The 23,333-nt window shown below is 61.6% G+C and carries 16 protein-coding genes; 12 read left to right on the forward strand and 4 right to left on the reverse strand.

Annotated features, from left to right (window positions below; all coding sequences use genetic code 11):
• The 10 genes from ACYZTY_RS27680 to ACYZTY_RS27725 are packed head-to-tail and all read left to right on the forward strand — an operon-like array spanning position 1 to position 15,040.
• Positions 1-3,066: a virulence factor SrfB gene (locus ACYZTY_RS27680; protein ID WP_461956281.1), complete on the forward strand. Its 3,066-nt coding sequence runs from the start codon at positions 1-3 to the stop codon at positions 3,064-3,066.
• Positions 3,063-5,774 (forward strand): putative virulence factor, encoded by a 2,712-nt coding sequence (locus ACYZTY_RS27685; RefSeq protein WP_461956282.1) that lies wholly within the window; start codon positions 3,063-3,065, stop codon positions 5,772-5,774. Before ACYZTY_RS27680 ends, ACYZTY_RS27685 begins: the two co-directional genes overlap by 4 nt.
• Positions 5,775-5,777: 3 nt before the next feature.
• Positions 5,778-6,809: a hypothetical protein gene (locus tag ACYZTY_RS27690; protein ID WP_461956283.1), complete on the forward strand. Its 1,032-nt coding sequence runs from the start codon at positions 5,778-5,780 to the stop codon at positions 6,807-6,809.
• Positions 6,809-8,800, forward strand: a complete 1,992-nt coding sequence (locus tag ACYZTY_RS27695) for a vWA domain-containing protein (RefSeq protein ID WP_461959405.1) — start codon at positions 6,809-6,811, stop codon at positions 8,798-8,800. Before ACYZTY_RS27690 ends, ACYZTY_RS27695 begins: the two co-directional genes overlap by 1 nt.
• A 10-nt stretch (positions 8,801-8,810) precedes the next feature.
• On the forward strand, positions 8,811-9,512 hold the full coding sequence (locus ACYZTY_RS27700; protein WP_461956284.1) for an ABC transporter ATP-binding protein: 702 nt from the start codon (positions 8,811-8,813) through the stop codon (positions 9,510-9,512).
• Positions 9,496-10,719 (forward strand): ABC transporter permease, encoded by a 1,224-nt coding sequence (locus ACYZTY_RS27705; protein WP_461956285.1) that lies wholly within the window; start codon positions 9,496-9,498, stop codon positions 10,717-10,719. Before ACYZTY_RS27700 ends, ACYZTY_RS27705 begins: the two co-directional genes overlap by 17 nt.
• Positions 10,709-12,253, forward strand: a complete 1,545-nt coding sequence (locus ACYZTY_RS27710; RefSeq protein ID WP_461956286.1) for an SUMF1/EgtB/PvdO family nonheme iron enzyme — start codon at positions 10,709-10,711, stop codon at positions 12,251-12,253. Before ACYZTY_RS27705 ends, ACYZTY_RS27710 begins: the two co-directional genes overlap by 11 nt.
• Before the next feature lie 47 nt (positions 12,254-12,300).
• Complete coding sequence (locus ACYZTY_RS27715) at positions 12,301-13,035, forward strand: hypothetical protein (protein ID WP_461956287.1); 735 nt, start codon at positions 12,301-12,303, stop codon at positions 13,033-13,035.
• Between the two features lie 4 nt (positions 13,036-13,039).
• Positions 13,040-13,546 carry a hypothetical protein gene (locus ACYZTY_RS27720; protein WP_461956288.1) on the forward strand — a complete coding sequence of 169 codons (507 nt, stop codon included), beginning with the start codon at positions 13,040-13,042 and terminating at the stop codon, positions 13,544-13,546.
• A gap of 57 nt (positions 13,547-13,603) precedes the next feature.
• A complete protein-coding gene (locus tag ACYZTY_RS27725; RefSeq protein ID WP_461956289.1) occupies positions 13,604-15,040 on the forward strand; it encodes a vWA domain-containing protein in 1,437 nt (478 codons plus the stop codon).
• Here the strand turns inward: ACYZTY_RS27725 and ACYZTY_RS27730 are convergent.
• Positions 15,037-15,624, reverse strand: coding sequence for a TetR/AcrR family transcriptional regulator (locus tag ACYZTY_RS27730; RefSeq protein WP_461956290.1), 588 nt, complete (start codon positions 15,622-15,624; stop codon positions 15,037-15,039). The genes ACYZTY_RS27725 and ACYZTY_RS27730 overlap by 4 nt on opposite strands.
• Before the next feature lie 115 nt (positions 15,625-15,739).
• Between ACYZTY_RS27730 and ACYZTY_RS27735 the strand changes: the two genes are divergently transcribed.
• Positions 15,740-16,663 carry an ABC transporter six-transmembrane domain-containing protein gene (locus ACYZTY_RS27735; protein ID WP_461956291.1) on the forward strand — a complete coding sequence of 308 codons (924 nt, stop codon included), beginning with the start codon at positions 15,740-15,742 and terminating at the stop codon, positions 16,661-16,663.
• Positions 16,664-16,797: 134 nt separating this feature from the next.
• On the opposite strand, the gene ACYZTY_RS27740 is transcribed toward ACYZTY_RS27735, so the two are convergent.
• Positions 16,798-18,774, reverse strand: coding sequence for a methyl-accepting chemotaxis protein (locus tag ACYZTY_RS27740; protein ID WP_461956292.1), 1,977 nt, complete (start codon positions 18,772-18,774; stop codon positions 16,798-16,800).
• A gap of 182 nt (positions 18,775-18,956) precedes the next feature.
• On the reverse strand, positions 18,957-19,877 hold the full coding sequence (locus ACYZTY_RS27745; protein WP_438658613.1) for a LysR substrate-binding domain-containing protein: 921 nt from the start codon (positions 19,875-19,877) through the stop codon (positions 18,957-18,959).
• Positions 19,878-20,036: 159 nt separating this feature from the next.
• Between ACYZTY_RS27745 and ACYZTY_RS27750 the strand changes: the two genes are divergently transcribed.
• Entirely contained in the window at positions 20,037-21,431 is a 1,395-nt protein-coding gene (locus tag ACYZTY_RS27750; protein WP_461956293.1) for a NorM family multidrug efflux MATE transporter, read from the forward strand.
• A gap of 124 nt (positions 21,432-21,555) precedes the next feature.
• Here ACYZTY_RS27750 and ACYZTY_RS27755 read toward each other — a convergent pair whose 3' ends face one another.
• Positions 21,556-23,229, reverse strand: a complete 1,674-nt coding sequence (locus tag ACYZTY_RS27755; RefSeq protein ID WP_461956294.1) for a putative bifunctional diguanylate cyclase/phosphodiesterase — start codon at positions 23,227-23,229, stop codon at positions 21,556-21,558.
• Positions 23,230-23,333 lie beyond the last annotated feature (104 nt).

The following is a 23,333-nucleotide window of genomic DNA, read 5'->3' on the forward strand; positions in this document are numbered from 1 at the left end:
ATGTTGCCTGAAGTCACCCAATTCGAAGACACCGTCACGCTCGTCAGTGACACCGGTATCCAGTTCATGGATTTCGCCCTGCGCCTGGATCCTCGCAAGGAACCGGCGGGCGAGTTCGCGCCGATGATCAGCGGGCTGATCTGCCGCCTGATGTACAACGAAGAGAAAGACTTCTACTTCTACGAGCCCGAACCGGAAAAGGTCGAGAAGGCCAAACCGGCGTTCAGCGTCGACATGAAAAGCAGCCTAGAACTGCTGGACGGTGTCTGGCTGCCGACGCCGTTTTTCCGTTTCATGCCGCCGCACCGTTTCGACGAAGGTCCGACCAACTGGTCGCGGATGCGCCTGGTGAAACTTTCCACGCCAGACATCGACGGCAACACCCATCGCCTGACGATGGCGTTCGACAGCCGCGTCATGCCCAAGCGTGACGGCACCGCCTACCTGGCACCGAACGAAGAAGACATCAGCTCCGGCGTGTCCTTCAAACTGGCGACCAAGGCCAGCGAAACCCGTTGGTTCCTGGCCCAGCCGTGGGTCAACGAATGGCTGCTCGAAGTGTTCAACGAGGGCAACGCCCATCGTTCACGCGAAGAACTCGACATCGACATCCGCGCCAACCATCACCTGGCGCACTACCTCAACCTGCTAAGTCTGTTGAGCACGCCGTCCGCGGCGGCGCAGTCGACGGCCAGGCCGAAGGTGGAAATCCCTGAACTGAAAGTGGTCGCCAATGACAGCAATGGCCTGGTCAAACCGATTCCGGTGGACCTGGTGCTGGACGTCGGCAACTCGCGCACCTGCGGCATCCTGATCGAGAACCATGGTCAGGCCGGCTCCGGGCTGAAGCAGAATTACGTGCTGGAACTGCGCGACCTGATCACCCCCGAACACACCTACAACCTGCCGTTCGAAAGCCGCGTGGAATTCGCCCAAGCGTATTTCGGCAAGGACCATTGTTCGGTCAAGAGCGGCCGTCACGATGCGTTCCAGTGGGCGACGATCGCCCGCGTCGGCAATGAGGCCAGCCGTCTGGCCAGTCGTCGTCGCGGCACCGAAGGCTCCACTGGCCTGTCCAGCCCGAAACGTTACCTGTGGGACGAAAACGCCTACGGCCATGGCTGGCGTTTCAACTGCTCGTACATCAAGACCGACAACGAGCCGTACGCCACGGCCGCGCCGTTCTCGCACCTGATCAATGAAACCGGCGAGGCGCTTTACAGCCTCGAAGAAGACGATCGCCTTCCGGTGTTCATGCCGCGTTACTCGCGCAGTTCGCTGATGACCTTCATGCTCGCCGAAGTGCTGGCCCAGGCGCTGTCGCAAATCAACAGCCCGGCCCAGCGCTCCCGCCAGGGTCACACCCGCGTGCCGCGCCAGCTCAACAGCATCACCCTGACCGTGCCACCGGGCATGCCGCAGGCCGAGCGCAGCATTCTCAACGAACGCATGCTGCAAGCCATCGGCCTGGTGTGGAAAAGCCTCGGCTGGCACGCCGGCGAGGAAGATCCGCATCAGGATCAGGCCGCCAGCCCGCGCACGCCGATCCCGAGCATTCGCGTGGAATGGGACGAAGCCTCCTGCGGCCAGTTGGTGTACCTGTACACCGAGGTCAACGAGAACTTCGCCGGTCACCCGGAAGAGTTTTTTGACACCATCGCCCGGCCGGACAAGACCGATCGCGAACGCATTACCCTGGCGACCATCGACATCGGTGGCGGCACCACCGACTTGGTCATCACTGACTATCGCCTCGACCGCGCCGGCAACACGGGCAGCGGCAGCAACGTGCACATCGTGCCAGAGCAGCGTTTTCGCGATGGTTTCAAAGTAGCCGGCGACGACATCCTGCTGGACGTGATTCAGGACTTCATCCTGCCGAGCTTCGAGAAGGCTTTGCAGAATGCCGGCGTGAAAGCCCCGGATTCGTTGATGTCGCGGCTGTGCGGTGATGAGTCGGTCAGCGCCCAGGACATGATCCTGCGCCAGCAATTGAACCTTCAGGTGTTTGCACCGTTGGGCCTGGCGTTGCTCAAGGCTTATGAGCATTACGACCCGCAAGTCCCGCAGGAAGTCAGCCCGCAAAGTTACCGCCAGTTGCTCGGCGACAACGCGATCAGCCAGACCGTGCTCGACTACGTCAACGCCGCCGTGCGCCGCGATGTCGGTGGCCAGAGCGGTTTCGACCTGTACGAATCGCTGATCGGCTTCGACCTGCAAAAGCTCCACGCCGCGTTCCTCAACGATCAGATCAACATCACCAAGATCCTCGGCGCGCTCTGTGAAGTGGTCGCGCATTACCCGTGCGATGTCCTGCTGCTGACCGGCCGCCCTTCGCGGCTGCCCGGCATTCAGGCCTTTATCCGCAAGGTGCTGCCGCTGCCACCGGGGCGCATCCTGGCGCTGCAGAATTACCGCACCGGCGGCTGGTACCCGTTCCACAAGAACGGCCGCATCGACGACCCGAAAAGTACCGCTTCGGTCGGCGCCATGCTGTGCCTGTTGTGCGCCAACCACAGCGTGCCGAACTTCTACTTCCGTTCTTCGGCGCTCAAGCCGTATTCGACGGTCAAGCACATCGGCGTCATCGACCTGAACAACGTGATCAAGGATGCCGACGTGCTGTACCGCGACATCCAGTCCGAAGATTACAAAATCAAGTTGCCGGAAATTGGCACGGGTGATGACGCCGACACGCCGCAGCTGGAAATGCGCGGCGATCTGCGCCTCGGTTTCCGTCAGTTGGCCGCCGATCGCTGGGCCGCTTCGCCGCTGTACACCCTGCGTTTCACCAAGGCCGGTCGGGAGAAGTTCTCCCGCGCGATTGGTGAAAACGGCAGCGCGCCGCTGCTCAAGGTTCGCTTCGAGGTCAAGGCGGCCGACAAGTACACGCGCAAGCAGGATCTGGTCAGCGACCGCCTCTCGGTTCGCGACATCGAATCCAACAGTAACAACGTCAACTTCAACCCGCGCAGCGACCTCGAGCTGGAACTCAACACCATGCTCGACGCCGGCCTGAGCGAGACCAAGTACTGGCTCGACAGTGGAAGTGTGAAACGCAAATGAATGACCTGACCCCCGAACAAACTCAGCTTTCAGCCAGTTGGGCCGCTGTTTATGAAGGTGCCGGTCAGGCGCTGGAATGGATTGGCCAGACGCGCGGCAACGCGCCACGTCTGGACAGCGAAGCCGATAACCTGAATATCCGCCTGCACCGCGCCCGCAACCTGGCTCACAGCCTCGGTCGCGTGGCCTGCACGCCGATGACCATCGGCTTTTTCGGCCTGTCACAGGCCGGCAAGTCCTACCTGATTTCGGCGCTGGCGGCCGGTCAGAACGGCAAACTGGAAACCGATTTCGGTGGCCAGCGCCTGGACTTCATCAAGCACATCAACCCGGTGGGTGGCGGCAAGGAAGCCACCGGCCTGGTGACGCGCTTCAGCCGCCGCGCCACGCCGAGCCAGGATCCGCAGTTCCCGGTCGAACTGACGCTGTTCAAGGAAATCGAGCTGGCGAAGATTCTCGCCAACTCCTGGTTCAAAGACTTCGACCTCGAGCGGATCTCCTACGAGATCGACGAAGAGCGCATCCAGCGTGTGCTGAAACCGTTTGAAGGCCGCGAGACCGGGCCGATGCAACCGGGTGTCAGCGCCGACGATCTGGTGTCGTTGTGGGATTACCTGCGGGACAACTTCCGCAACTCGGTGAAGAAGCTTGAGCACCTGTATTGGCCCACGGCGTTGCAACTGGCGCCACGGCTGAATTTCCAGGAACGCGCCGAGCTGTTTTCGATCCTGTGGGGTGAGCAAAGCGAACTGACGCGCGTTTACCAGCAACTGGCTGGCGCGCTGCACAAGCTGGGCCTGCCCGAGACTGTATTCGCGCCACTAAAGGCTTTGGTGAGTTTCGAAAACGACACTTACAGCCAGCGCGACAGCATCATGAACGTCGACATCCTCGAGCGCTTCGGCAGCCCGCGGGACTTGCCGATCGACGTGCGGCCTCAGATCGACGGACGCCTGCAAAACAGTCAGGGCATTCCGGTCGCGCAACTGGCGGCACTGACTGCCGAGATGACCTTCGGCCTGATCGAAGCCCCGGCGGACGACATCGTCAACCAGGTCGATCTGCTGGACTTCCCCGGTTATCGCGGGCGCAAAAAACTGCACGAGATCGCCGACTCCAATGACCCGGAGTCCGCCACCAAGGACAACTCCGTCTCGCAGCTGATTCTGCGCGGCAAGGTTGCTTACCTGTTCGAACGCTACACCGACAACCAGGAAATGAACGCGCTGGTGGTCTGCACCGGTTCGACCAAACAGAGCGACGTCAATGACGTCGGCCCGGTGCTGACGCGCTGGATCGAGAAGACCCAGGGCCCCGACGCCGCCGCCCGCAGCAAACGCGACACCGGCCTGATCTGGGCGCTGACCATGCTCGACCTGCGCATCACCAACTCCCTGAGCCTGACGCCTGATCAGTACGACGAGAGCTGGAACGGCATGGTCAAGCTGACCATGCTCGAACGCTTCGGCAGCCTGAGCTGGATGAACGACTGGGCCGGCACGCCGTTCCAGAACACCTTCCTGGTGCGCAAACCGCGCATGGATGCGGCGTTCATCGTGCAAGACGCCAGCGGCGCCGAAACCGGCCTCAACGCCAGCTATCAGGATCGCGTCGACGCCCTGGGCACAAGCTTCGCCGGCAACGAGCTGGTATGCAAACACATCAACAACCCTGCCAACGCCTGGAACGAAATGCTGCGCAACGATGACGGTGGCATCAGCCACTTCAGCGGCAGTTTCAAGGGTGTGGCCAAGATCGAATTCAAACTGCAGCGCATCCGCGAGCAGTTGAGCGAATGCCTCGAAGGCTTGACCACTCACGGCCTGAGCACCTGGTATCACGCCGACGGTGACGGCGCCGCAGCCGCCAAGAAAGCCCAGGCGCAGATGATTCTGACGGGGCTGGGCCGTCGCCCGGCCGTGCTCGGCGAGTTCATCGATGAACTCGACATGCCGAGCGAATCGGTGCGCGACCTGTACCTCAGCGGTGTGTACGAAACCGATGACGCGCACGCCGCCAGCGATGAGCCGGCCGCGCCGACACCGAGCCAGAGCCTGTACGGCAACGACGCCGGATTCGACTTCGATTTCGGCGACGACCTGAGTCACGAAGCGCCGGTCAGCAACAAAACCAGCACCCCAGTTCCGGAACTGCAAAGCAACGAACACCGCTTTGCCAAAGCCGCTTTCAAGGCCTGGATTGCGCACCTGCGCGAGCTGACCACCCGACAAAGCCTGCTCAATCTGTTGGGGCTCGAAAAGGCGCTGATCGAAGCGGTGGTCGACGAACTGATCACGGCCGGTTACCGCCAGGACTTGCCGGGCCAACTGAGTCGTGCGGTGCTCAAGCGTGCGCAAAGCGGCGCGCGGCGCGATCAACTGGTCGAGCGCCAGGTGCTGGAAGTGCAACGCGTGTTGCGCGATTTCGTGTCCTGGTTCGGCTACCTGCAGAAACCGGTCAACGAGCGCCCGAATAGTCGTGCGGGTGCCAAGGCGCCGTTGTTCTCGTTCTATACCGATATCGGTCCGGGACAAGTGCCGGTGTTGCCGCCACAACCGGCGAACCAGGCGCAGCGGTATCTGGGCGACTGGCTTTCGGGCCTGGCTTACATCACACAGGATAACGCCGGCCATGGTGCCGGTCGCGAAATCACCCCTGAACAGAATGAACGGCTGGGCCATGTGCTCACAGCCTTCACAGCGAGATAAGCAATGCCAATTCGTGTCGACCTGCTCGCGTTAGAGCCCAATGTGCCTGGTCAGGCCTGCCTCACTGTGAAGAAATGGCAGGGTGGCGAGGAACAGCTGGAGTTCTCCATTCAGCGTAACCAGGACGGTTTCTACCTCCAGGACCAGAAGGCCTGGAGCAACAACCCGTTCTGGTTCAAGGTCTCGCGCTTCAGCGCTGCGGCCAGTGGCGACGCTCTTGAAGCACAGGTCGGCCCGGAAGTGGTCGATCCGCTGCTGGAAGGCGGCGCCAACTCGCAATTCCAGATCGAACTGCGCGAACAGAGCCAGGGACGTACCGACAAAGGCGTGGTTCGGCCAGGCGTCGGGGTGCTGCCGTCCACGGCGGGCGGCCAGACACGCTCGACTTATGGCGGCGCGGACCTGACAGCGCCAAGTGCACCGGCACCGGAAATCCCGGAGATCCCGGAGCTGCCTGAGCTGATCCTTTCCACCGCCGAGCCAGAAGTAGAATTAGAGTCGGTGCTCACCGAGCCCGCCTACGCGCCGCCTCCCGCACCGCCGAAAAAAAGCAACAAAGGCCTGATCGGCCTGTTGATTGTCGTGTTGTTGCTGCTGGCAGCGGGCGCCGGATTCTGGTTCTACAAACGCACCCCGGCGCCTGCCCCTGTGGCCACAGCCGCTGCTGCCGCACCCGCCGGCGCCGACGCACAAGCCTGCACCCTGGACAGCATGAACAGCCTGCCCGAGCTGACCTTCGTCCAGACCTGCATCAAGGCCGCGCCCGACAGCGCCAAGTTGCTGGAGATCATCAACGAAGCCAAGGCCGGCAAGCACTGCGGCGTTGCCCAGCGTCTGTACGCCAACCGTGCCCAGGCCGGTGACTCTTTGATTGCCAACGCTTATGCCCGCGAATACGACCCGAAATACCTGAAGGCCAGCGAGTGCTTCCCGGCCGCGGACAACGCCACCGCTGCCTACTGGTATGAAACCATCCTGACCCAGGACCCGAACAACGCCGAAGCCAAGCAGCGTTTCGAGGAGTTGCAGAAGTGATGCGTTCTCCCCTGAGTCGTTTCCTGCTGAGCAGCGCCGCGCTGTTGGCGTTGTGCATCAGCCCGTTGTCCCAGGCCGATGACAAACCGCTGATCCAGGCCGGCAAAAAAACCTTGTTCCAGCGCGTGCTGACCACCCCGGGTTGCAAAATCAGCCCGACGGCGGGTGGTGCTGCGGGCGATGAGCAACCGGTGTTCAGCCGTTTTTATGTGTACGAACGCGCGCAAGCCGCCAACGTTGAGTGGCTGAAAGTCGGCCCTGACAGCTATGGCAAAACCATTGGCTGGTTGCCGGCGAGTTGCACCACCGACTGGAAAATGCAGCTGACCCTGGCCTTCACCAACCCGGCCAACCGCGACCGGCTGCTGTTCTTCAAGGAACGCGCCACCGTCGAAGGCATCCTCGATGCGCCGGATCCGGTGAGCAAAGTCGCCCCGCTGCGGGCCACGCTGAAAAAGGGCAAGCAAGCCCCCGGCGTGCTGGCTGAAGAACCTGAATTCTTCGTCGACCTGCAAAAGCAGTTCTACCTGCTGCCGGTCCTCAGCGGCGAAGAAGTGATGACCGAAGGCGGTTTCCGCACGCGTCTGCTCAACGTCGCATCGGTCAGCAAGCCCGACGAAAAAGACTTGAAGGGCGCGGCCGGCAAAAATGCGGCCGGGGGCAAAGAGGTCGAAGACAAGGCTGCCAGCCAACTGAAGGAATTCAGTGCGGCGGTGGTGTTTGTCATCGATTCGACGATCTCGATGGACCCGTACATCGACCGCACCCGCGAGGCGATTCGCAAGGTTTATCAGCGGATCGAAGCGCAGAACCTCGGCAAGCAGGTCAAGTTCGGCCTCGTGGCTTTCCGGTCCAACACCCAGGCGGTGCCGGGGCTGGAATACACCACCAAGATGTACGCCGACCCTACCAAGGTAAAAGACAGCGCCGACTTTTTCGCCAAGATCGCCGACCTCAAACAGGCTACCGTGTCGAGCAGCCGCTTCGCTGAGGACTCATTTGCCGGCGTCATGGAGAGCATCGACAAGGTCGACTGGAGCCAGTTCGGTGCGCGCTACGTGGTGTTGATCACCGATGCGGGCGCCATCGAGGGCGACGACAAACTGTCGAAGACCGGGTTGAGCGCAGCGCAGGTGCGTATCGAGGCCGCCAATCCGGGTGTAGCAATCTATACGCTGCACTTGAAAACCCCGGCCGGGGCCAAGGACCACGCCAAGGCCGAGGCGCAGTACCAGAACCTGTCGACTTACCCGGGCACCAACACCTCGCTGTACTACCCGGTAAATGCGGGTGATGTGCATGAGTTCGGACGTAAGGTCGACGCACTGGCCGCCGCGATCACGACGCAGGTGAAAGCCGCCTACATGGGCGAAGACGCCATCGGCAGCGCGGCGAACGCCAAGCAGGACCCGGCCGAGAAGAAAATGCTCGAAGACGCGGCGCTGATCGGCCATGCCATGCAACTTGCCTATCTCGGCGAGAAGACCAACAGCAAGGCCCCGCCGGTGTTCAAGGCTTGGATCACCGACCGCGACCTGATCAAGCAGAACATCCCCACCACCGACGTGCGGGTGTTGCTGACCAAGTCCCAGCTCAGCGACTTGAGCGATGTGATGAAGCAGATCCTCGACGCGGCCAACGAAGGCCTGATCTCGCCGACGGAAATGTTCGACCGCTTGCGCTCGGTGGCCGCGACCATGGGCGCCGATCCAAACCAGCTCAAGCAGAACAGCAAAGCCAAACTGGCGGACATGGGCGTGCTCGGCGAGTACCTCGAAGACCTGCCGTATCAGAGTGAAGTGTTGAATCTGGACGAAGAAACCTGGAAGAGCTGGGATGGCCTGGCGCAGGAGAAATTCATCCGCACGCTCAACACCAAGCTGCGGCACTACCAGCGTTACAACGCTGACGTCGACCGCTGGGTTGCTTTAGCCAAGGACAGCGATGCGCGGGACAACGTGTACCCCGTGCCACTCGAAATGATGCCTTAACGAGACGCTGATGCTCGATATCAAGAACCTGCTGGTGCGCCGTGGTGAAGGCGCGCTGGCCCATCACGTGCGCCTGCCGCATTTGCAGGTCGGTGCCGGAGAAATCCTCGCCATCACCGGCGAGAGCGGCAGCGGCAAAAGCACGCTGCTCGAAGCCATCGGCCTGTTGCTGGCGCCGGTCGAGCTCGAGCGCTTTCGGCTGGGCGCAACCCACGATCAGGACATCGCCCAACTGCTGGCCAGCGACGACCAGCCAGCCTTGGCAGCCGTGCGTTCGCGTCATCTGGGGTTCATTTTACAGAGCGGCGGATTGCTGCCGTTTTTGAGTGTGCGCGACAACATCAGCCTGCCGCGCCGTTTGCTCGGGATGTCGGTGAAGAGCGAGCACATCGACCACGCCGTTGACGTGTTGCGCCTGCAAGGGTTGCTGGATAAACAACCTCAGGCCTTGTCGATCGGCGAACGCCAGCGCGTTGCCTGTGTGCGCGCCATTGCCCATGAACCGCTGCTGCTGTTGGCCGACGAGCCGACCGCCGCGCTCGACCCTCACAGCGCCCGGCGTTTGTTCGAGTTGCTGCTGAGCCTGGTATCGAACATGGGCCTGAGTGCGCTCGTCGTGTCCCATGACTGGGCCTTGCTGAAGGATTTCGGCTTACCCCGCCTCAGTGCTATCAGCCGCCAGGGAGAGACTCTGTTTGAACCGATGGACTGATCGCTTGCGCCTGCTGGGCTCACTGGCGCTGCAAGACCTCTGGCACGACCGCAAGGTCTCGCTGTGCATCGCCGCCTCCCTGGTGGCGGTGATCGCGCCGTTGCTGCTGCTGTTCGGTCTCAAGCACGGCGTGGTCAGCCAGTTGCAGGACGAACTGCTGCGCGACCCGCGCAACCTTGAAGTGAAGATGCTCAGCAACGGCAACTACGACACTGCCTGGATCGAGCGTTTGCGCCTGCGCCCCGAGACCGGTTTTGCCCTCGGCCAGACGCGCTCGCTCAATACCCAGGCGGACCTGCTGATCGGCATGCAACGGTTTGTCGAAGGTGCAGAAATCATCGCCACCGAGCCGGGCGACCCACAACTGAACCTGGCGCCGCTCAACCCGGTCGGCAATCAAGTGATCCTCAGCGCCCGCGCCGCGCAACGTTTGCAGGCCAAGGCCGGCGACAGCGTGCAGCTGCGAGCCTTGCGCCGTCTGGAAGGTGTTAACGAGCGCGGCGAAATGACGCTGACAGTGCTGGCGGTGCTCGACGGCGCTCGCTTCGGCCGCGCGGCCGGGTTTGTCGCCCCGCCGCTGCTGCTGGATCTGGAGCGCTTTCGCGACGGTTATCAGGTCAGTGCGTTCGGCGTTATCACCGGCAAGCCTCTGGGCAATCTGCAACCGCTGTACGCCCGCGCCCGTGTGTATGCACGTGACATCGATCAGGTTGCGCCGCTGGAACGCTGGCTCAACGAACAACACATCGAAACCTCGAGCCGGCTGGCCGACATCGACAACGTCAAAGCCATCAACCATGTGCTGGGGCTGATCTTCGGCGTGATCGCCGTGGCAGCGCTGATCGGCTGCGTGGCATCGATGGTCGGCGCGTTCCTGGCCAACATCGACCGTAAGCGAAAAAGCCTGGCGGTCCTGCGTCTGCTGGGTTTCAAGCGCCGGGCCGTAGGCGGTTTTGTGGTCCTGCAGGCGCTGGTGCTGAGCTTTGCGGGCTACGTCGGCGGGCTGGGTTTTTACGCCGTCGGCAGCCATTTGTTCGACTACTTGCTGGGCAGCAGCCAGGCCACCGGCACCTTCGTCTGCCAAATCACACTCTGGCACGGCTTTGCCGCCCTGCTCCTGACCTTTCTGGTCGCTGCACTGGTGGCCGTGATCGGCGCCGTGCGGGCGATCAACATCCAACCTGCGGAGAGTCTGCGTGAGCTATAAACGTTTTGGCTTGCTGTTGCCCCTGAGCCTCGGCTACCTGCTCGACGCCTCGGCGGCGGGCTGGGAAGAGAAGTATTACAACCCGATGCCCGAGGCCAGCGACGTCGTGCTGCCGATGCCGTGCGAAGGTTCGATGGTGTTTCGCAAGGTGTTCATTCCGGTTGCCGGACCGCTTGACGACTACCCGATCAACATCGGTCAGGACGGCGCGGAATACGGCTATGTCGAACAGACTCGACCGACCTTCATCGCGGGCAGTTTCACCGGCGCGAAAAACGACAAATCCCGCTACTACCTGATGGCCAAGTACGAGATGAGTCAGTTGCAATACGCCGCGCTGACCGAAGCAACCTGCCCCACCGCCGCCACCAAACTGCGCGTGCCGCAAACGGCGGTGAGCTGGGTGCAAGCCGTCGAAGCGGCCGACAAATACAACCTGTGGCTGCGTAAAAACGCTGCCGGCAAATTGCCGAAAGAAGACGGCGCGCTGGGCTTCCTGCGCCTGCCGACGGAAGTCGAGTGGGAGTTCGCCGCTCGCGGCGGCCTGGAAGTCGGCGCGGCGGAATTTCGCGACACGCGTTACCCGATGCCCGACGGCATCAACGCCTACGAGTGGTTTGCCGGGGCGCAATCGTCCAACGGAAAAGTGCAGTTGTCCGGCCTGCAAAAACCCAATCCATTGGGCCTGCACGACATGCTCGGCAACGTCGACGAGATGATGTTCGAGCCGTTTCGCCTGAACAAACTCGACCGCCAGCACGGTCAGGCCGGCGGCTACGTAGTGCGTGGCGGCAATTACCTGACCGCTCAGGCCGACCTGCGCACCGCGTTGCGCAAGGAAGAGCCGTACTACAACGCCGAAGGTCAGGTAAAAAACAAAACCACCGGCCTGCGACTGGTGCTGGTCTCCCCGACCCTCACCTCTCGCGAACGGGTCGCCAGCATCGAAAGCAGCTGGAAGAAACTCGGCACTGGCAGCAAGGAAACCGAATCCGCCGACAAAGGCACGGTTCAATCCCTGAACACCCTGGCCTCGGGCGTCGAAGACAAGGCGCTCAAGGAAAAACTCCAGGCCCTGGAAAACCAGCTGCGCGCGAGCAATCAGCAGCAGGAGGAAACCCGCGACCAGGCGATTCGTGCCAGCCTCAACCTCGGTGCATTCCTGTGCACCAAGATGCTAGACGACGGCCAGTACGTGGACTTCCTGCAAAAGAACTACAAGCTCAATTGCGAAAGCGCGGACAAAGACGCCAGTTGCGACATGCGCAAAGGCAAACTCGACGAGCAGAAGGATCGCCTGCACAAACTCAGCCGCTACTACGCCAGCAGCCTGGTGGAATCGGCAACCTTGTACGGCCAGCCGCTGCTTGAAACACAGGTCCCGGTGATGGAAGAAATCATCACCCGCAACAAACAGCTACAAGACCTCAAACCTTATTTGCGCACCCACTGGGCCAATCAGAAGACGTTCCTGCAAAAGCAGAAGATCGACACTGAAGCCTGGCTGAACAGCTGCAAAACCGTTACTCAATAACTCACCTTAATAACAACGCATCAACACCGTCACCGAGGAGTTTCACCATGTCGCGCAGCCTTTGGACTCGCTTCAAGCTACAGATCGCTTTCGTTGTCGCCGGCAGCCTGCTGCTGACCGGTTGCGCCAACACCGGTAGCTCCATGCTCGGCGAAAGCGACGGGACCGACCCGCGCCTGACCCAGGGTCAAGACGCAGAGTTCTTCAGCAAGTCCGGCTACCAGGCCTGCGCGGTCGGCGCCGGTGTCGGCATCCTCGCTTGCGCGCTGTCCAACAGCAGCAACAAAGCCGTGTGCGCCGTCGCCGCCGGTATTACCGCGTGTGGCGTGGCCATGGGCGCGAACTACTACCTGGATCAGCGTCGCAGCGAATACTCGGACACCACCACCCGCTTGGCTAAAATGAACAGCGACGTCGAACAAGACACCCAGAACGTGATCGCCCGTACCGCGACCGCTCAGCAAGTGATCAATGATGATCAGGCGAAAATCGCCCAGATCAAAAAGGACATCGCCAACAAGAAAGTCGACAAGACCCAGGCCCAGGTGCAAATCGCCGAGATCGATTCGAACATCGCGCGCCTGCGTAAAGACCTCGGCAACATGCGCATCAAAGTCACCGAGTACACCAAAGTGGCAAACGCCGAGCGTGCACAAGGCGCCGCCGGCGCCGAGATCAAGCAGGTGGACATGAACATTATGAAAATGAACCAGAAAGTCGCTGCCCTGCAGAAGGAAGTCGACGGTCTGTACAGCCAACGCTCCGCAATCACCCTGGGCTAAGCACATGACGCTACGACAACTGGCGATCCTCACTGCCGTCCTGGCCTTGAGCGGTTGCGCGACCAAGCCGGGCGAATGCGATGCGACCAATCGCGACAGCAGCATGCTGACCAAGATGAACTGCGACTACTCCGGTGGTTACAGCGATCAGGTCAAGCAGAAGGAACTGGCCCTGAGCGAGTCCCGTCAGCAAAACGCAATGTTCCGTCAGGTGTACGAGAACATTCAGGCCCAGCAGCTCAGTACCAAAACCGACCTGGCCAGCCAGCAGAAAGCCCAGGCGGCGCTGAATCAGTCGCTGGGGCAACTGCTGACCTCACTCAAGGCCCGGCGCGGCAATGAAAGCCAGGTGCAGAAGCAGATTGCCGGCCTCGAGCAGCAGCTCAAGGCTTCGCAAGCGGCGCCAATGGCCAAATCAACGCCAGCGACGCTGGCGGCCAAGAAGGAAGAGCTGAAGGCGTTGCAGAAGAAAGTCAATCAGCTGCAATTCAGCCTCGGTTACGAAGAGTAACTTTTCACCCCGCAGGCTTCCCGATGGAGGCCTGCACTCTTTTCAGGAATCGTCGTCATGCAGCGGGTCATCAGGGATGCGCAAGCCACACCGGAGGGGATGAGTGCACTGCAAGCCAAAGTCGCCCTCATCCAGAAACACTTTCCGCCGACCGTCGCCAGCCTTTTCGCCATCCCGCGAATGGGCAGCGGCGAGGTGCTGGAATGGTGGACCGAACTGGGTGGCCAACCCACACCCTATGCCGACCTCAACGAGGACGCGCAACGACGATTGCTGGAAACCTATGAAGTGCGTCAGACGTCCCTTGGACAGCTGGCGGACGAACTGCAAAAACGTGGTCAACCCACGGTAGCGGATGACCTGCGCAGCCTGCTCGGCACGCCCGAGCTGGACAAACTCTACAGCCTCAACGGTGAGCCTTTGGTGGTGCGCTGGAACCAGCGTCCGCCCAAACCGATCGTGCCGCCGGTGGTTCCTGTGGTGCCGGTCGTACCGCCGTCGCGCCGTGGCTGGTGGATCGCGGCGGCCTTGCTGGCGCTGCTGTTGCTGCTTCTGGCGCTGTGGCTCTGGTGGTTCCTGCACCGTGAACCGGTTGTCGTGGTTCCACCGGTAGCGCCGGTTGCGCCGGTGGTGACGCCCGTGGAGAAACCGGTTGAGCCGGTTCCCGAGCCTGTCGTGGAACCGGAACCTGCTCCGGAACCAGAACCCGCGCCAGAACCGGTGCCGCCACCCAAGCCGGTCCCACCACCAAAACCGGTCGTGGCCGCGCCGCCGCCACCACCGCCACCACCTCCACCTCCACCTCCGGCCCCGACGCTGGACAACTTCGCGTGCCGCAAAAAAGCGCCAAACGCAGAGATCCCACAATTTGTGGTGGTGCTCGACACCTCGGGCTCGATGGATTTGAACATCAAGTCCGTGAAAGCCGACGAGGACTGGTTCTTCGGCAATGAGCTGAACAAGTACCTGGATGTGAACCGCACCACGCAGATTTTTGCCAAGCCGAGCCGCATGGACGTCGCCAAGGATTCGCTGGCCGGCATGATCAACGGGCTGGACCCGAAGATCGACACGCGCCTCATCACCTTCGCCGGCTGCGAAAGCACACCGGACCAGGGCGTGTTCAAGTTTGGCGACCGCCAGCGGCTGATCAACGGGATTCGAGGCCTGGTGCCCAACGACGGCACACCGCTGGCCGACAGCCTGGCCTACGCCGCCAGCAAGGTCGACGGGCGCAATAACGATGCCGTGATCGTGATGTTCGTCGACGGAGAGGACGGTTGCCAGAAAGACGTTTGCGCGGTCTCCCGCCAAATCGCCAGGGAACAACCGCGCCTGCGGGTCAACGTGGTGAAAATCGGAGCCGGTGGCCCATCCCGTTGCATTGCTGAAAACACCGGAGGCCGGGTTTACAGCAGCACCAACGCGGCGGAGCTGGGCAAGCAGTTGAAACTGGCGAGCAAGGAAGTGTCGAGCAACGCCAAGTGCGATTAGTCGTCTGCCTGGGCAAACCCCAGTAACAACGCGGCAACTTCCATGACTTCATCCAGGGCCGCTTCGGCGGCCTCGGCTGAAGGTTGCAGCAACAGATCATCGGCGTAGCCCATCGCTTGCGCAAAGATCTGCCGTGCTGCCCGTTCGGGTGAAGCACAGCGAAACACTTCAGTGACAACCCCTTGCTCGATGATCTGCGCCAGCATCGCCTGCCATTGGGTGTTGACGGCCAGGTAGGCAGCGGCCAGTTCGGCGTCGTGCATCGCCTCATCCCACGCGTCCAGCCACAGCGCCCAGCCGTCTTCAGCGGAGGCCGGCAGGCAATCCTTCAGAAAACCCTGCAAAGCCATCAGAGGTGCAACGCCTGTCAGCGGTGCGCGGACTTCTTCCAGCTGTTCGTTGGCAAAGCGTATGAAGGCTTCGCGTCGCAACTCCTTCCAGTCCGTGAAGTAGTGATAAACGTGACTGCGTGACAATCCCGCGTGTTCAGCCAGGTCACGGGTGGACACATCAGCGAAACCTTTGCTGCGAAACAGCTCCAGTGCGGCGGCGATGATCTGGTCTTTACGGTCAATGCGCGACATTTGGAAATAACCTCGTGGCGCCGGGCAGATGGACGGCGCTTGCTCCTTGAGCGGTCGCTCAAGGATACTTGAGCAGTCGCTCAATAGTAGCGTTTATCTTCCTTTTGGTGCACCCATGACAGTCGTCACCCCACACATCCTGATCGATGAAAGCAAAAAACTCGGTCAGCAATCCGCCAGCCAGACGCTCAAGGCCATTGCCAGAGCCTATCCCGCAAAGCTGTTTATTACGCTATCGCTGGTAGCACTGGAGAACGCGCTGCTATTGGCGTATCCGCTGTTCGCCGGGTTTGCCGTGGACTCGATCATCCGTGGCGATGCCACCAGTGCGCTGTTTTATGCGCTGGTGGTGCTGGCGTTCTGGGTGGTTGGGGCCGCACGCAGGGCGGTGGACACGCGAACATTTGCGCGAATCTATGCCGACCTCGCCGTGCCGGTCATCCTCAATCAGCGCCAGCAAAACCAGAGCACTTCCACATCGGCGGCGCGGGTGGTGCTGGCGCGCGAATTCGTGGATTTCTTCGAGAAGCATGTGCCGACCATTGCCACGGCGCTGGTGTCGATTGTCGGCGCGGCGGTGATGCTGCTGGTGATCGAACCATGGATTGGTCTGGCATGCCTGGGGGCGTTGCTGTTGTGCATGACCTTGCTCCCACGGTTCGCCCGGCGCAATCAGGAGCTGCATGAGCGGTTGAATGATCGGCTGGAGAAAGAGATCGGGCTGGTCGAGAAGGTCGGCGCTGATACGTTGCAGCGCCACTATCGAGTGCTGTCGCGGCTGCGAATCTGGCTCTCGGACCGTGAGGCAATCGCCTATCTGTTCGTAGGCTCGGTGGCAGCGGTGTTGTTTGTGATCGCCATCAGTCAGCTGGCACTGTCGCCGGCGGTGAAGGCGGGGCATGTGTATGCGGTAATGACGTATCTGTGGACGTTTGTCAGCAGCCTGGATGAAGCGCCGTCGATGGTGGATCAGTTGGCGCGGTTGAAAGATATCGGCAAGCGGGTTGATCCGGGGCTTGGGGATAAGTCCGAGGATTGAGCCGACCCCTTCGCGGGCAAGCCTCGCTCCTACAGGTGATATGTCGTTCACAAATAGGTGGAACGACACATGACCCTGTAGGAGCGAGCGGTGCGGCGGTCCGACTTGCCCGCGAAAGCTATTTCAGCGAAGACTCAACGAAACCGGTCAACCTCATGACGCAAGTCCGCCGCCAGCTTCTCCAGCTCTTTGGCGGTCACGGCCAGGTTCGACACCACTTCGCGCTGCTCACTGTTCGCCAGTGCAATGCTTTGCAGGTTGCTGCTGAGCAACGTCGCGGTGCTGCTCTGCTCCTGAGTTGCGGTGGTGATCGCCGCAAATTGCTGCCCCGCCGAACGGCTCTGCTCATCGATCCGCGCCAGGGCCGAGGCCACATTGGCGTTCCGTGACAGGCCTTCCTGCATCAGCACATTGCCTTGTTCCATGGTGCTGATGGCGTTGCCGGTTTCCTGCTGGATGCTTTGAATCATCCCGGAAATCTCATCAGTGGCCTGACGCGTACGCGAAGCCAGGTTGCGCACCTCGTCGGCCACCACCGCAAAACCACGACCCTGCTCACCGGCACGGGCCGCTTCGATGGCCGCGTTCAGCGCCAGCAGGTTGGTTTGATCGGCAATCGAGGTAATCACCCCGACGATGCCGCCGATTTCCTGGGAGCGCTGGCCGAGGGTGTTGATCACCGTCGCGGTGCTGTTCAAGGCGCCGGCAATTTGCTCCAGCGACGAGGAAGCCTCGTCCATCGACGTACGACCGATCTGCGTTTGTTGTGCGTTTTCCTGGGCCAGACGCTGGGTGTTGCCCATATTGTCGGCAATGTTCAGCGACGTCGCACTGAACTCTTCCACGGCGCCGGCCATGCTGGTGATTTCGCCCGACTGCTGCTCCATCCCTTCGTAGGCACCACCGGACAGGCCGGACAAGGCCTGGGCACGGCTGTTGACCTCGCCCGAGGCCTTGCGGATGTGCTCGACCATGGTCGACAACGCCTGGCTCATCTGATTGAAGGCACGGGCCAGCTGACCGATCTCGTCATTGCTCGACACGTTCAGGCGCACGCTCAAATCACCGGCGCCCAAGGCTTCTGCCTGACGCACCAGATCACCCAGCGGCGCGAGTTTGCTGCGCAGCAACCAGACCGCCGAGCCGACTGCGATCAACATCGCCAGCAGACTGCCGATTGCCAATTGAATGCCGACACTCCAGGTCACGGCGCTGATTTCGTCCTGCGGCATGCTCGCCACCACCGACCACGGGCCGCCTTCAAACGGAACAGCCACGCTGTAGAAGTCCTCGGACTTGTCGCTCCAGAAATCGCCCTTGCCCGGGGTTTTCGCCAGATCGACGATGGCCGGGACTGCCTGATCCAGCGCTTGCACGCCAGCGATCGGCACCAGCCACTTTTTCTGCTCATCGAGCAACGCCAGCGAGCCGGTCTGGCCGATACGGAAGCGCTTGAGGTTTTCGAACTGCGCGTTCTGCGCGTCGGTGTAATCGAATCCTACGAACAGCACGGCAATGACTTTACCGCCGCTGTCACGTACAGGCGTGTACTGAGTCATGTAGGAGCGATCGAAGAGCAAGGCGCGGCCGACGTAGCTCTGCCCTGCCATCAAGCGTGCATAGGCCGGATTAGCGTGATCCAGCAAGGTGCCGATGGCCCGGTTGCCATCCTGTTTGGTCAGGGAGGTACTGACCCGAACGAAGTCTTCGCCGCTGCGCACGAACACTGTCGCGACGCCCGCCGTCATTTGCTTGAATTCGTCGACTTCCTTGAAGTTGTTGTTCAACACTTCGCTGCCCAGGTGCAGGCCAGGGGTCTGGGTGCCCGCCACGGCAACCGGCTCGCCCGGGTGCACGCTCAGACCCGCGCTGAAGCGCTTCTCGAACAAACCGGCCAAGCGCTGGGTGCTTTCACGCAACGTGCCGTGAAAGGTACTCAACTGATCGGCCAGCAACCGGGCTTCACTGGCCAGGTGCTCTTCGCGGGTGGCGAGGTTGGCGGTGTCCAGCGAACGCAGGGCGAACACGGTGCTGCCAGTGATGACAATCGCCAGTATCACGGCAAGCGCAAGACCAAGCTGTGAGGCGATCCGGGCACGAGGTTGAGACATGACAGCTCCTGGCCGAGTGACCGGATCATCCTGATCACGATGCGCACTCGGCAAAAATTCAAATGGGAATTACGGCGAACCTGCACGGAGGTTCCACCTGCAGATTTTCGGCGGCAAACCTGAATACTTGAGTAATTAGCGGGGATATGGCGCAAGGCCTCTATTGCAGAGGCTCTAACGATTCAGCTCAGGCGCTCGACATCCGGTAAATCCATGGCCCGGACCTCGCCTTGCAGGAAATCGCTGAGCCTGCGCAAACGTTCACCTCCTGGACGAGTTTTCGGCCAGACGAGGTAATAATTTTCGCCACTGGCGACGGCCGTCGGCCAGGGCAAACTCAGACGACCCTGAGCAACATCCTCCGCCACCATCAGCAAATCACCCATGGACACGCCGTAGCCCCGCGCCGCAGCAATCATGCCCAACTCCAGCGTGTCGAACACCTGCCCGCCCTTGAGCGACACCTGATCGGCCAGGCCCATGCGTTGCAGCCAAGTGCGCCAGTCACGCCGGTCCGGTGCGGGATGCAGCAGTTCAGTGCTGGCCAGACGCGCGACATCCCACGGTTGATCGTCCATCAGGTTCGGCGCGCCGACCGGAATCAACTCTTCCGGGAACAGCAGCGTGGCCTCCCAGTCCGGTGGAAAATTCCCGGTGCTGAGGATGACGGCGCAGTCGAAGGGTTCGTGGTTGAAGTCCACGGTGTCGATGTCCATCCAGGCACTGGTCAATTGCACTTCGTTGCCCGGTTGCAAGTGCCGGAAGCGACTCAGGCGCGCCAACAGCCAGCGCATGGTCAACGTCGACGGGGCCTTCATGCGCAGGATGTCATCCTCGGCGCGCAAGGTATTGCAGGCACGTTCAAGCGCGGTAAAACCTTCACGAATGCCGGGCAGGATCAGCCGCGCCGACTCGGTCAGTTGCAGGTTGCGCCCGCTGCGATGAAACAGTCGGCAGGCAAAATGCTCTTCGAGCGTACGAATGTGTCGGCTGACCGCACTTTGGGTGATCGACAATTCTTCCGCGGCCCGGGTAAACGAGCTATGCCGCGCCGCCGCTTCGAATGCGCGCAGGGCATACAAGGGAGGAAGACGACGGGACATTCGGAAAGCTCCTATAGCGCGGTTACGCCACGTTAGCAGAAACTTGTCAGCATGAGTCTGACTCATGCCACCCATCCTTTTTATCCCTTTGTGAAAAGCCCGCAGAGCGCCGAGAATCGGCTCTCTCCTGTTCTCTCTGATAATCGAGGCGTGATGACCATGCAGCATCCAGCACGTACCGAACTCTGGGCCATCCTGCGGCTGGCGGGGCCGTTGATTGCCTCGCAGTTGGCGCACATGCTGATGGTCCTCACCGACACTTTGATGATGGCGCGCCTGAGTCCGGAAGCGCTGGCCGGTGGCGGCTTGGGCGCGGCGACTTACTCGTTCGTGTCAATTTTCTGCATCGGCGTGATCGCGGCGGTCGGCACCCTGGTGGCGATCCGTCAGGGCGCGGGCGACATCGTCGGCGCCGCTCGGTTGACTCAGGCCGGATTGTGGCTGGCGTGGTTGATGGCGTTGGTGGCCGGTCTGCTGCTATGGAACCTCAAACCGGTGCTGCTGCTGTTTGGCCAGACCGAAACCAACGTCCAGGCGGCCGGGCAGTTTCTGCTGATCCTGCCGTTCGCCCTGCCCGGCTACCTGAGTTTCATGGCCTTGCGCGGTTTCACCAGCGCCATCGGCCGGGCGACGCCGGTGATGGTCATCAGCCTCGGCGGCACCGTGGCCAACTTCCTGCTCAATTATGCGTTGATCACCGGGATGTTCGGCCTGCCAAAAATGGGCCTGGTGGGCATTGGACTGGTCACCGCGATTGTCGCCAACCTGATGGCCGTGGCATTGGCGCTGCACATCCGTCGGCATCCGGCCTACGACGCGTATCCGCTGCGTCAGGGTTTGTCACGGCCGAACCGTCAGTATCTGAAAGAGCTGTGGCGCCTCGGCCTGCCCATTGGTGGCACCTACGCAGTGGAAGTCGGGTTGTTTGCGTTCGCCGCGCTGTGCATGGGCACCATGGGCAGTACGCAACTGGCGGCGCACCAGATCGCCCTGCAGATCGTCTCGGTGGCGTTCATGATCCCGGCGGGGCTGTCTTACGCGATCACCATGCGCATCGGCCAGCATTACGGCGCCGGGCAGTTGCTGGATGCGCGCCTGGCCGGACGGGTCGGGATTGCCTTTGGCGCGGCGTCGATGCTCGGTTTTGCCATGGTCTTCTGGTTCTTGCCGAATCAGTTGATCGGCTTGTTCCTGGACCACAATGACCCGGCATTCCGGGACGTCATCAATCTGGCTGTGAGCCTGCTGGCGGTGGCGGCGTGGTTCGAGCTGTTCGACGGTACGCAAACCATCGCCATGGGCTGCATTCGCGGACTCAAGGACGCCAAGACCACGTTTCTGGTCGGGCTGGGTTGCTATTGGCTGATCGGCGCACCGGCCGCGTGGTGGATGGCGTTCAACTTGAACTGGGGGCCGACCGGCGTCTGGTGGGGATTGGCGCTGGGGTTGGCGTGCGCGGCGGTGAGTTTGACGCTGGCGTTTGAGTGGAAGATGAAGCGGATGATTCGGCGGGAGCCTTCAGTACAGCGTTTCGAAGTCCCTCAGCCAGATTGAGATCCCTGTAGGAGCGAGCGGTGCGGCGATCCGACTTGCCCGCGAAGGCGGCGTGTCAGTTAACAAAAATGTCGACTGACACGCCGCCTTCGCGGGCAAGCCTCGCTCCTACAAGGAAGTCGTGTCAGACCACGACTTCCAGGGCGGGCTGCTGGCTGCTGCCGAAGGTCAGATATTCAACGAGCTCCGCCAACGGCAACGGCTTGCTGATCAGATACCCCTGCACCTGATCGCACCCAAACCCGCGCAACAAATCCAGTTGCTCCGCCGTTTCCACGCCTTCGGCAACCACTTCAAGATTGAGGTTGTGCGCCAGGTTAATCATGGCGTGGACCAGTTTGCGATTCTCTTCACGCTCCTCCATGCCGCCGACAAAACTCTTGTCGACCTTCAACAAGGCAATCGGCAGGCTGTTGAGGTGTACGAAGGATGAGAACCCGGTACCGAAGTCATCCAGCGAGAAGCGCACGCCCAGGCGCCCTAGGGCGTCCATGGTCTGTTTCACCAGGTCGCTGCGGCGCATGACCGCGGTTTCGGTCAGCTCGAATTCCAGCCATTGCGCCTCGACGCCGCGCTCCGCAATCAGCCGGCTCAGGGTCGACAGCAATTGGCTGTCCTGAAACTGCCGGAACGACAGGTTGATGGCCATGTGCAGCGCCGGCAAACCGCGTTCTCGCAGCGCCTGCATGTCCCGCAGGGCCCGGGAAATCACCCAGTAACCCAGCGGCACGATCAAACCGCTTTGCTCGGCCAGCGGCACGAACTCGCTGGGCGCCAGCAAGCCGCGCTCGGCATGCCGCCAGCGCACCAGGGCTTCGAGGCCGACGATCTGGCCGTCCTCAAGGTTCATGCGTGGCTGGTAATGCAACTCCAGCTCGTCGCGGCGCAAGGCCCGGCGCAGCTCGCTTTCGAGGTCGGCCATGCTGCGGGCATTGCGGTTGATGCGTTCGTTGAAGATATGAAAAGTGCAGCCCTGAGTGCTCTTAGCTTGCTGCATGGCGATGTGCGCGTGCCACATCAGCGGGTCGGCACCGGCCTGGGCCCTGGCGTGGGCGATGCCCAGGCTGGAACCGATCAACAAGCTTTCGCCGTCGACCCAGTAGGGCTCGGCCAGTGCCTCGGTGATGCGTTCGGCCATCCACTCGGCACGCTGAGGCGCGCGGCGGGTGTCTATCAGCAGGGCGAATTCATCGCTGCCGAGCCGCGCGAGTTGATCGCCGGCCTCAAGCTGGCTTTTGAGCCGCGCAACCACTTGCAGAATCAACCGGTCGCCAGCCTGGTGGCCGAGGGCATCGTTGGCGTGACGGAAGTTGTCGAGATCGAGGTGACCGAGGGCCAGGCCGCGGCCGTCGTTTTCCGCCAGACGCGCGGCCAGCAAGGTCTGGAAACCCTGGCGGTTGGCAATGCCGGTCAGTGGATCTTGCTCGGCCAGGCGTTGCAGGGTGTTTTCCAGCAAGCCGCGTTCGCGCACATGGCGCAGGCAACGGCGCAGCATGCCGGGATCGAGATGATCGCGCACCAGCCAGTCGCTCACACCATCGGGTGGCGTCAGTGGCTCGTGCTCGAGCAGCAACACCGTCGGCAAGCTGCAACGGCCAGGTAGAGGCTGAAGTGCAGGAATCGTCAACAACACCGCGCTGCGGTTGTCATCGAACAAACTGCTGACCGACTCCCAGCTTGGCGCGCTGATGAGCACGGCCGAGCTCCCCATCGGAGCCAGACACTCGCGCAACAACGCTGCCCACGCCGGCTCTTCGGCCAGTAACAGCAAACGCAAGGGTTCGACAGGCGTAGACAAGCTAGCTCCCTAGACTCTGCAAAGGATGTAGGCGGCGGGCATTATGCCGCGCCGGTAACCAATGACCAAATGACATCAGTTATCAAACGTGGCTTTGTGTCTGG

The sequence above is a fragment of the Pseudomonas sp. LB1P83 genome, assembly GCF_054897885.1.

What these genes read in the sequence shown, in the direction of transcription:
- ACYZTY_RS27680 (WP_461956281.1), top strand. Translation starts at nt 1, where the DNA reads ATGTTGCCTGAAGTCACCCAATTCGAAGACACCGTCACGCTCGTCAGT.
- ACYZTY_RS27685 (WP_461956282.1), top strand. Translation starts at nt 3,063, where the DNA reads ATGAATGACCTGACCCCCGAACAAACTCAGCTTTCAGCCAGTTGGGCC.
- ACYZTY_RS27690 (WP_461956283.1), top strand. Translation starts at nt 5,778, where the DNA reads ATGCCAATTCGTGTCGACCTGCTCGCGTTAGAGCCCAATGTGCCTGGT.
- ACYZTY_RS27695 (WP_461959405.1), top strand. Translation starts at nt 6,809, where the DNA reads ATGCGTTCTCCCCTGAGTCGTTTCCTGCTGAGCAGCGCCGCGCTGTTG.
- ACYZTY_RS27700 (WP_461956284.1), top strand. Translation starts at nt 8,811, where the DNA reads ATGCTCGATATCAAGAACCTGCTGGTGCGCCGTGGTGAAGGCGCGCTG.
- ACYZTY_RS27715 (WP_461956287.1), top strand. Translation starts at nt 12,301, where the DNA reads ATGTCGCGCAGCCTTTGGACTCGCTTCAAGCTACAGATCGCTTTCGTT.
- ACYZTY_RS27720 (WP_461956288.1), top strand. Translation starts at nt 13,040, where the DNA reads ATGACGCTACGACAACTGGCGATCCTCACTGCCGTCCTGGCCTTGAGC.
- ACYZTY_RS27725 (WP_461956289.1), top strand. Translation starts at nt 13,604, where the DNA reads ATGCAGCGGGTCATCAGGGATGCGCAAGCCACACCGGAGGGGATGAGT.
- ACYZTY_RS27730 (WP_461956290.1), bottom strand. Translation starts at nt 15,624, where the DNA reads ATGTCGCGCATTGACCGTAAAGACCAGATCATCGCCGCCGCACTGGAG.
- ACYZTY_RS27735 (WP_461956291.1), top strand. Translation starts at nt 15,740, where the DNA reads ATGACAGTCGTCACCCCACACATCCTGATCGATGAAAGCAAAAAACTC.
- ACYZTY_RS27740 (WP_461956292.1), bottom strand. Translation starts at nt 18,774, where the DNA reads ATGTCTCAACCTCGTGCCCGGATCGCCTCACAGCTTGGTCTTGCGCTT.
- ACYZTY_RS27745 (WP_438658613.1), bottom strand. Translation starts at nt 19,877, where the DNA reads ATGTCCCGTCGTCTTCCTCCCTTGTATGCCCTGCGCGCATTCGAAGCG.
- ACYZTY_RS27750 (WP_461956293.1), top strand. Translation starts at nt 20,037, where the DNA reads ATGCAGCATCCAGCACGTACCGAACTCTGGGCCATCCTGCGGCTGGCG.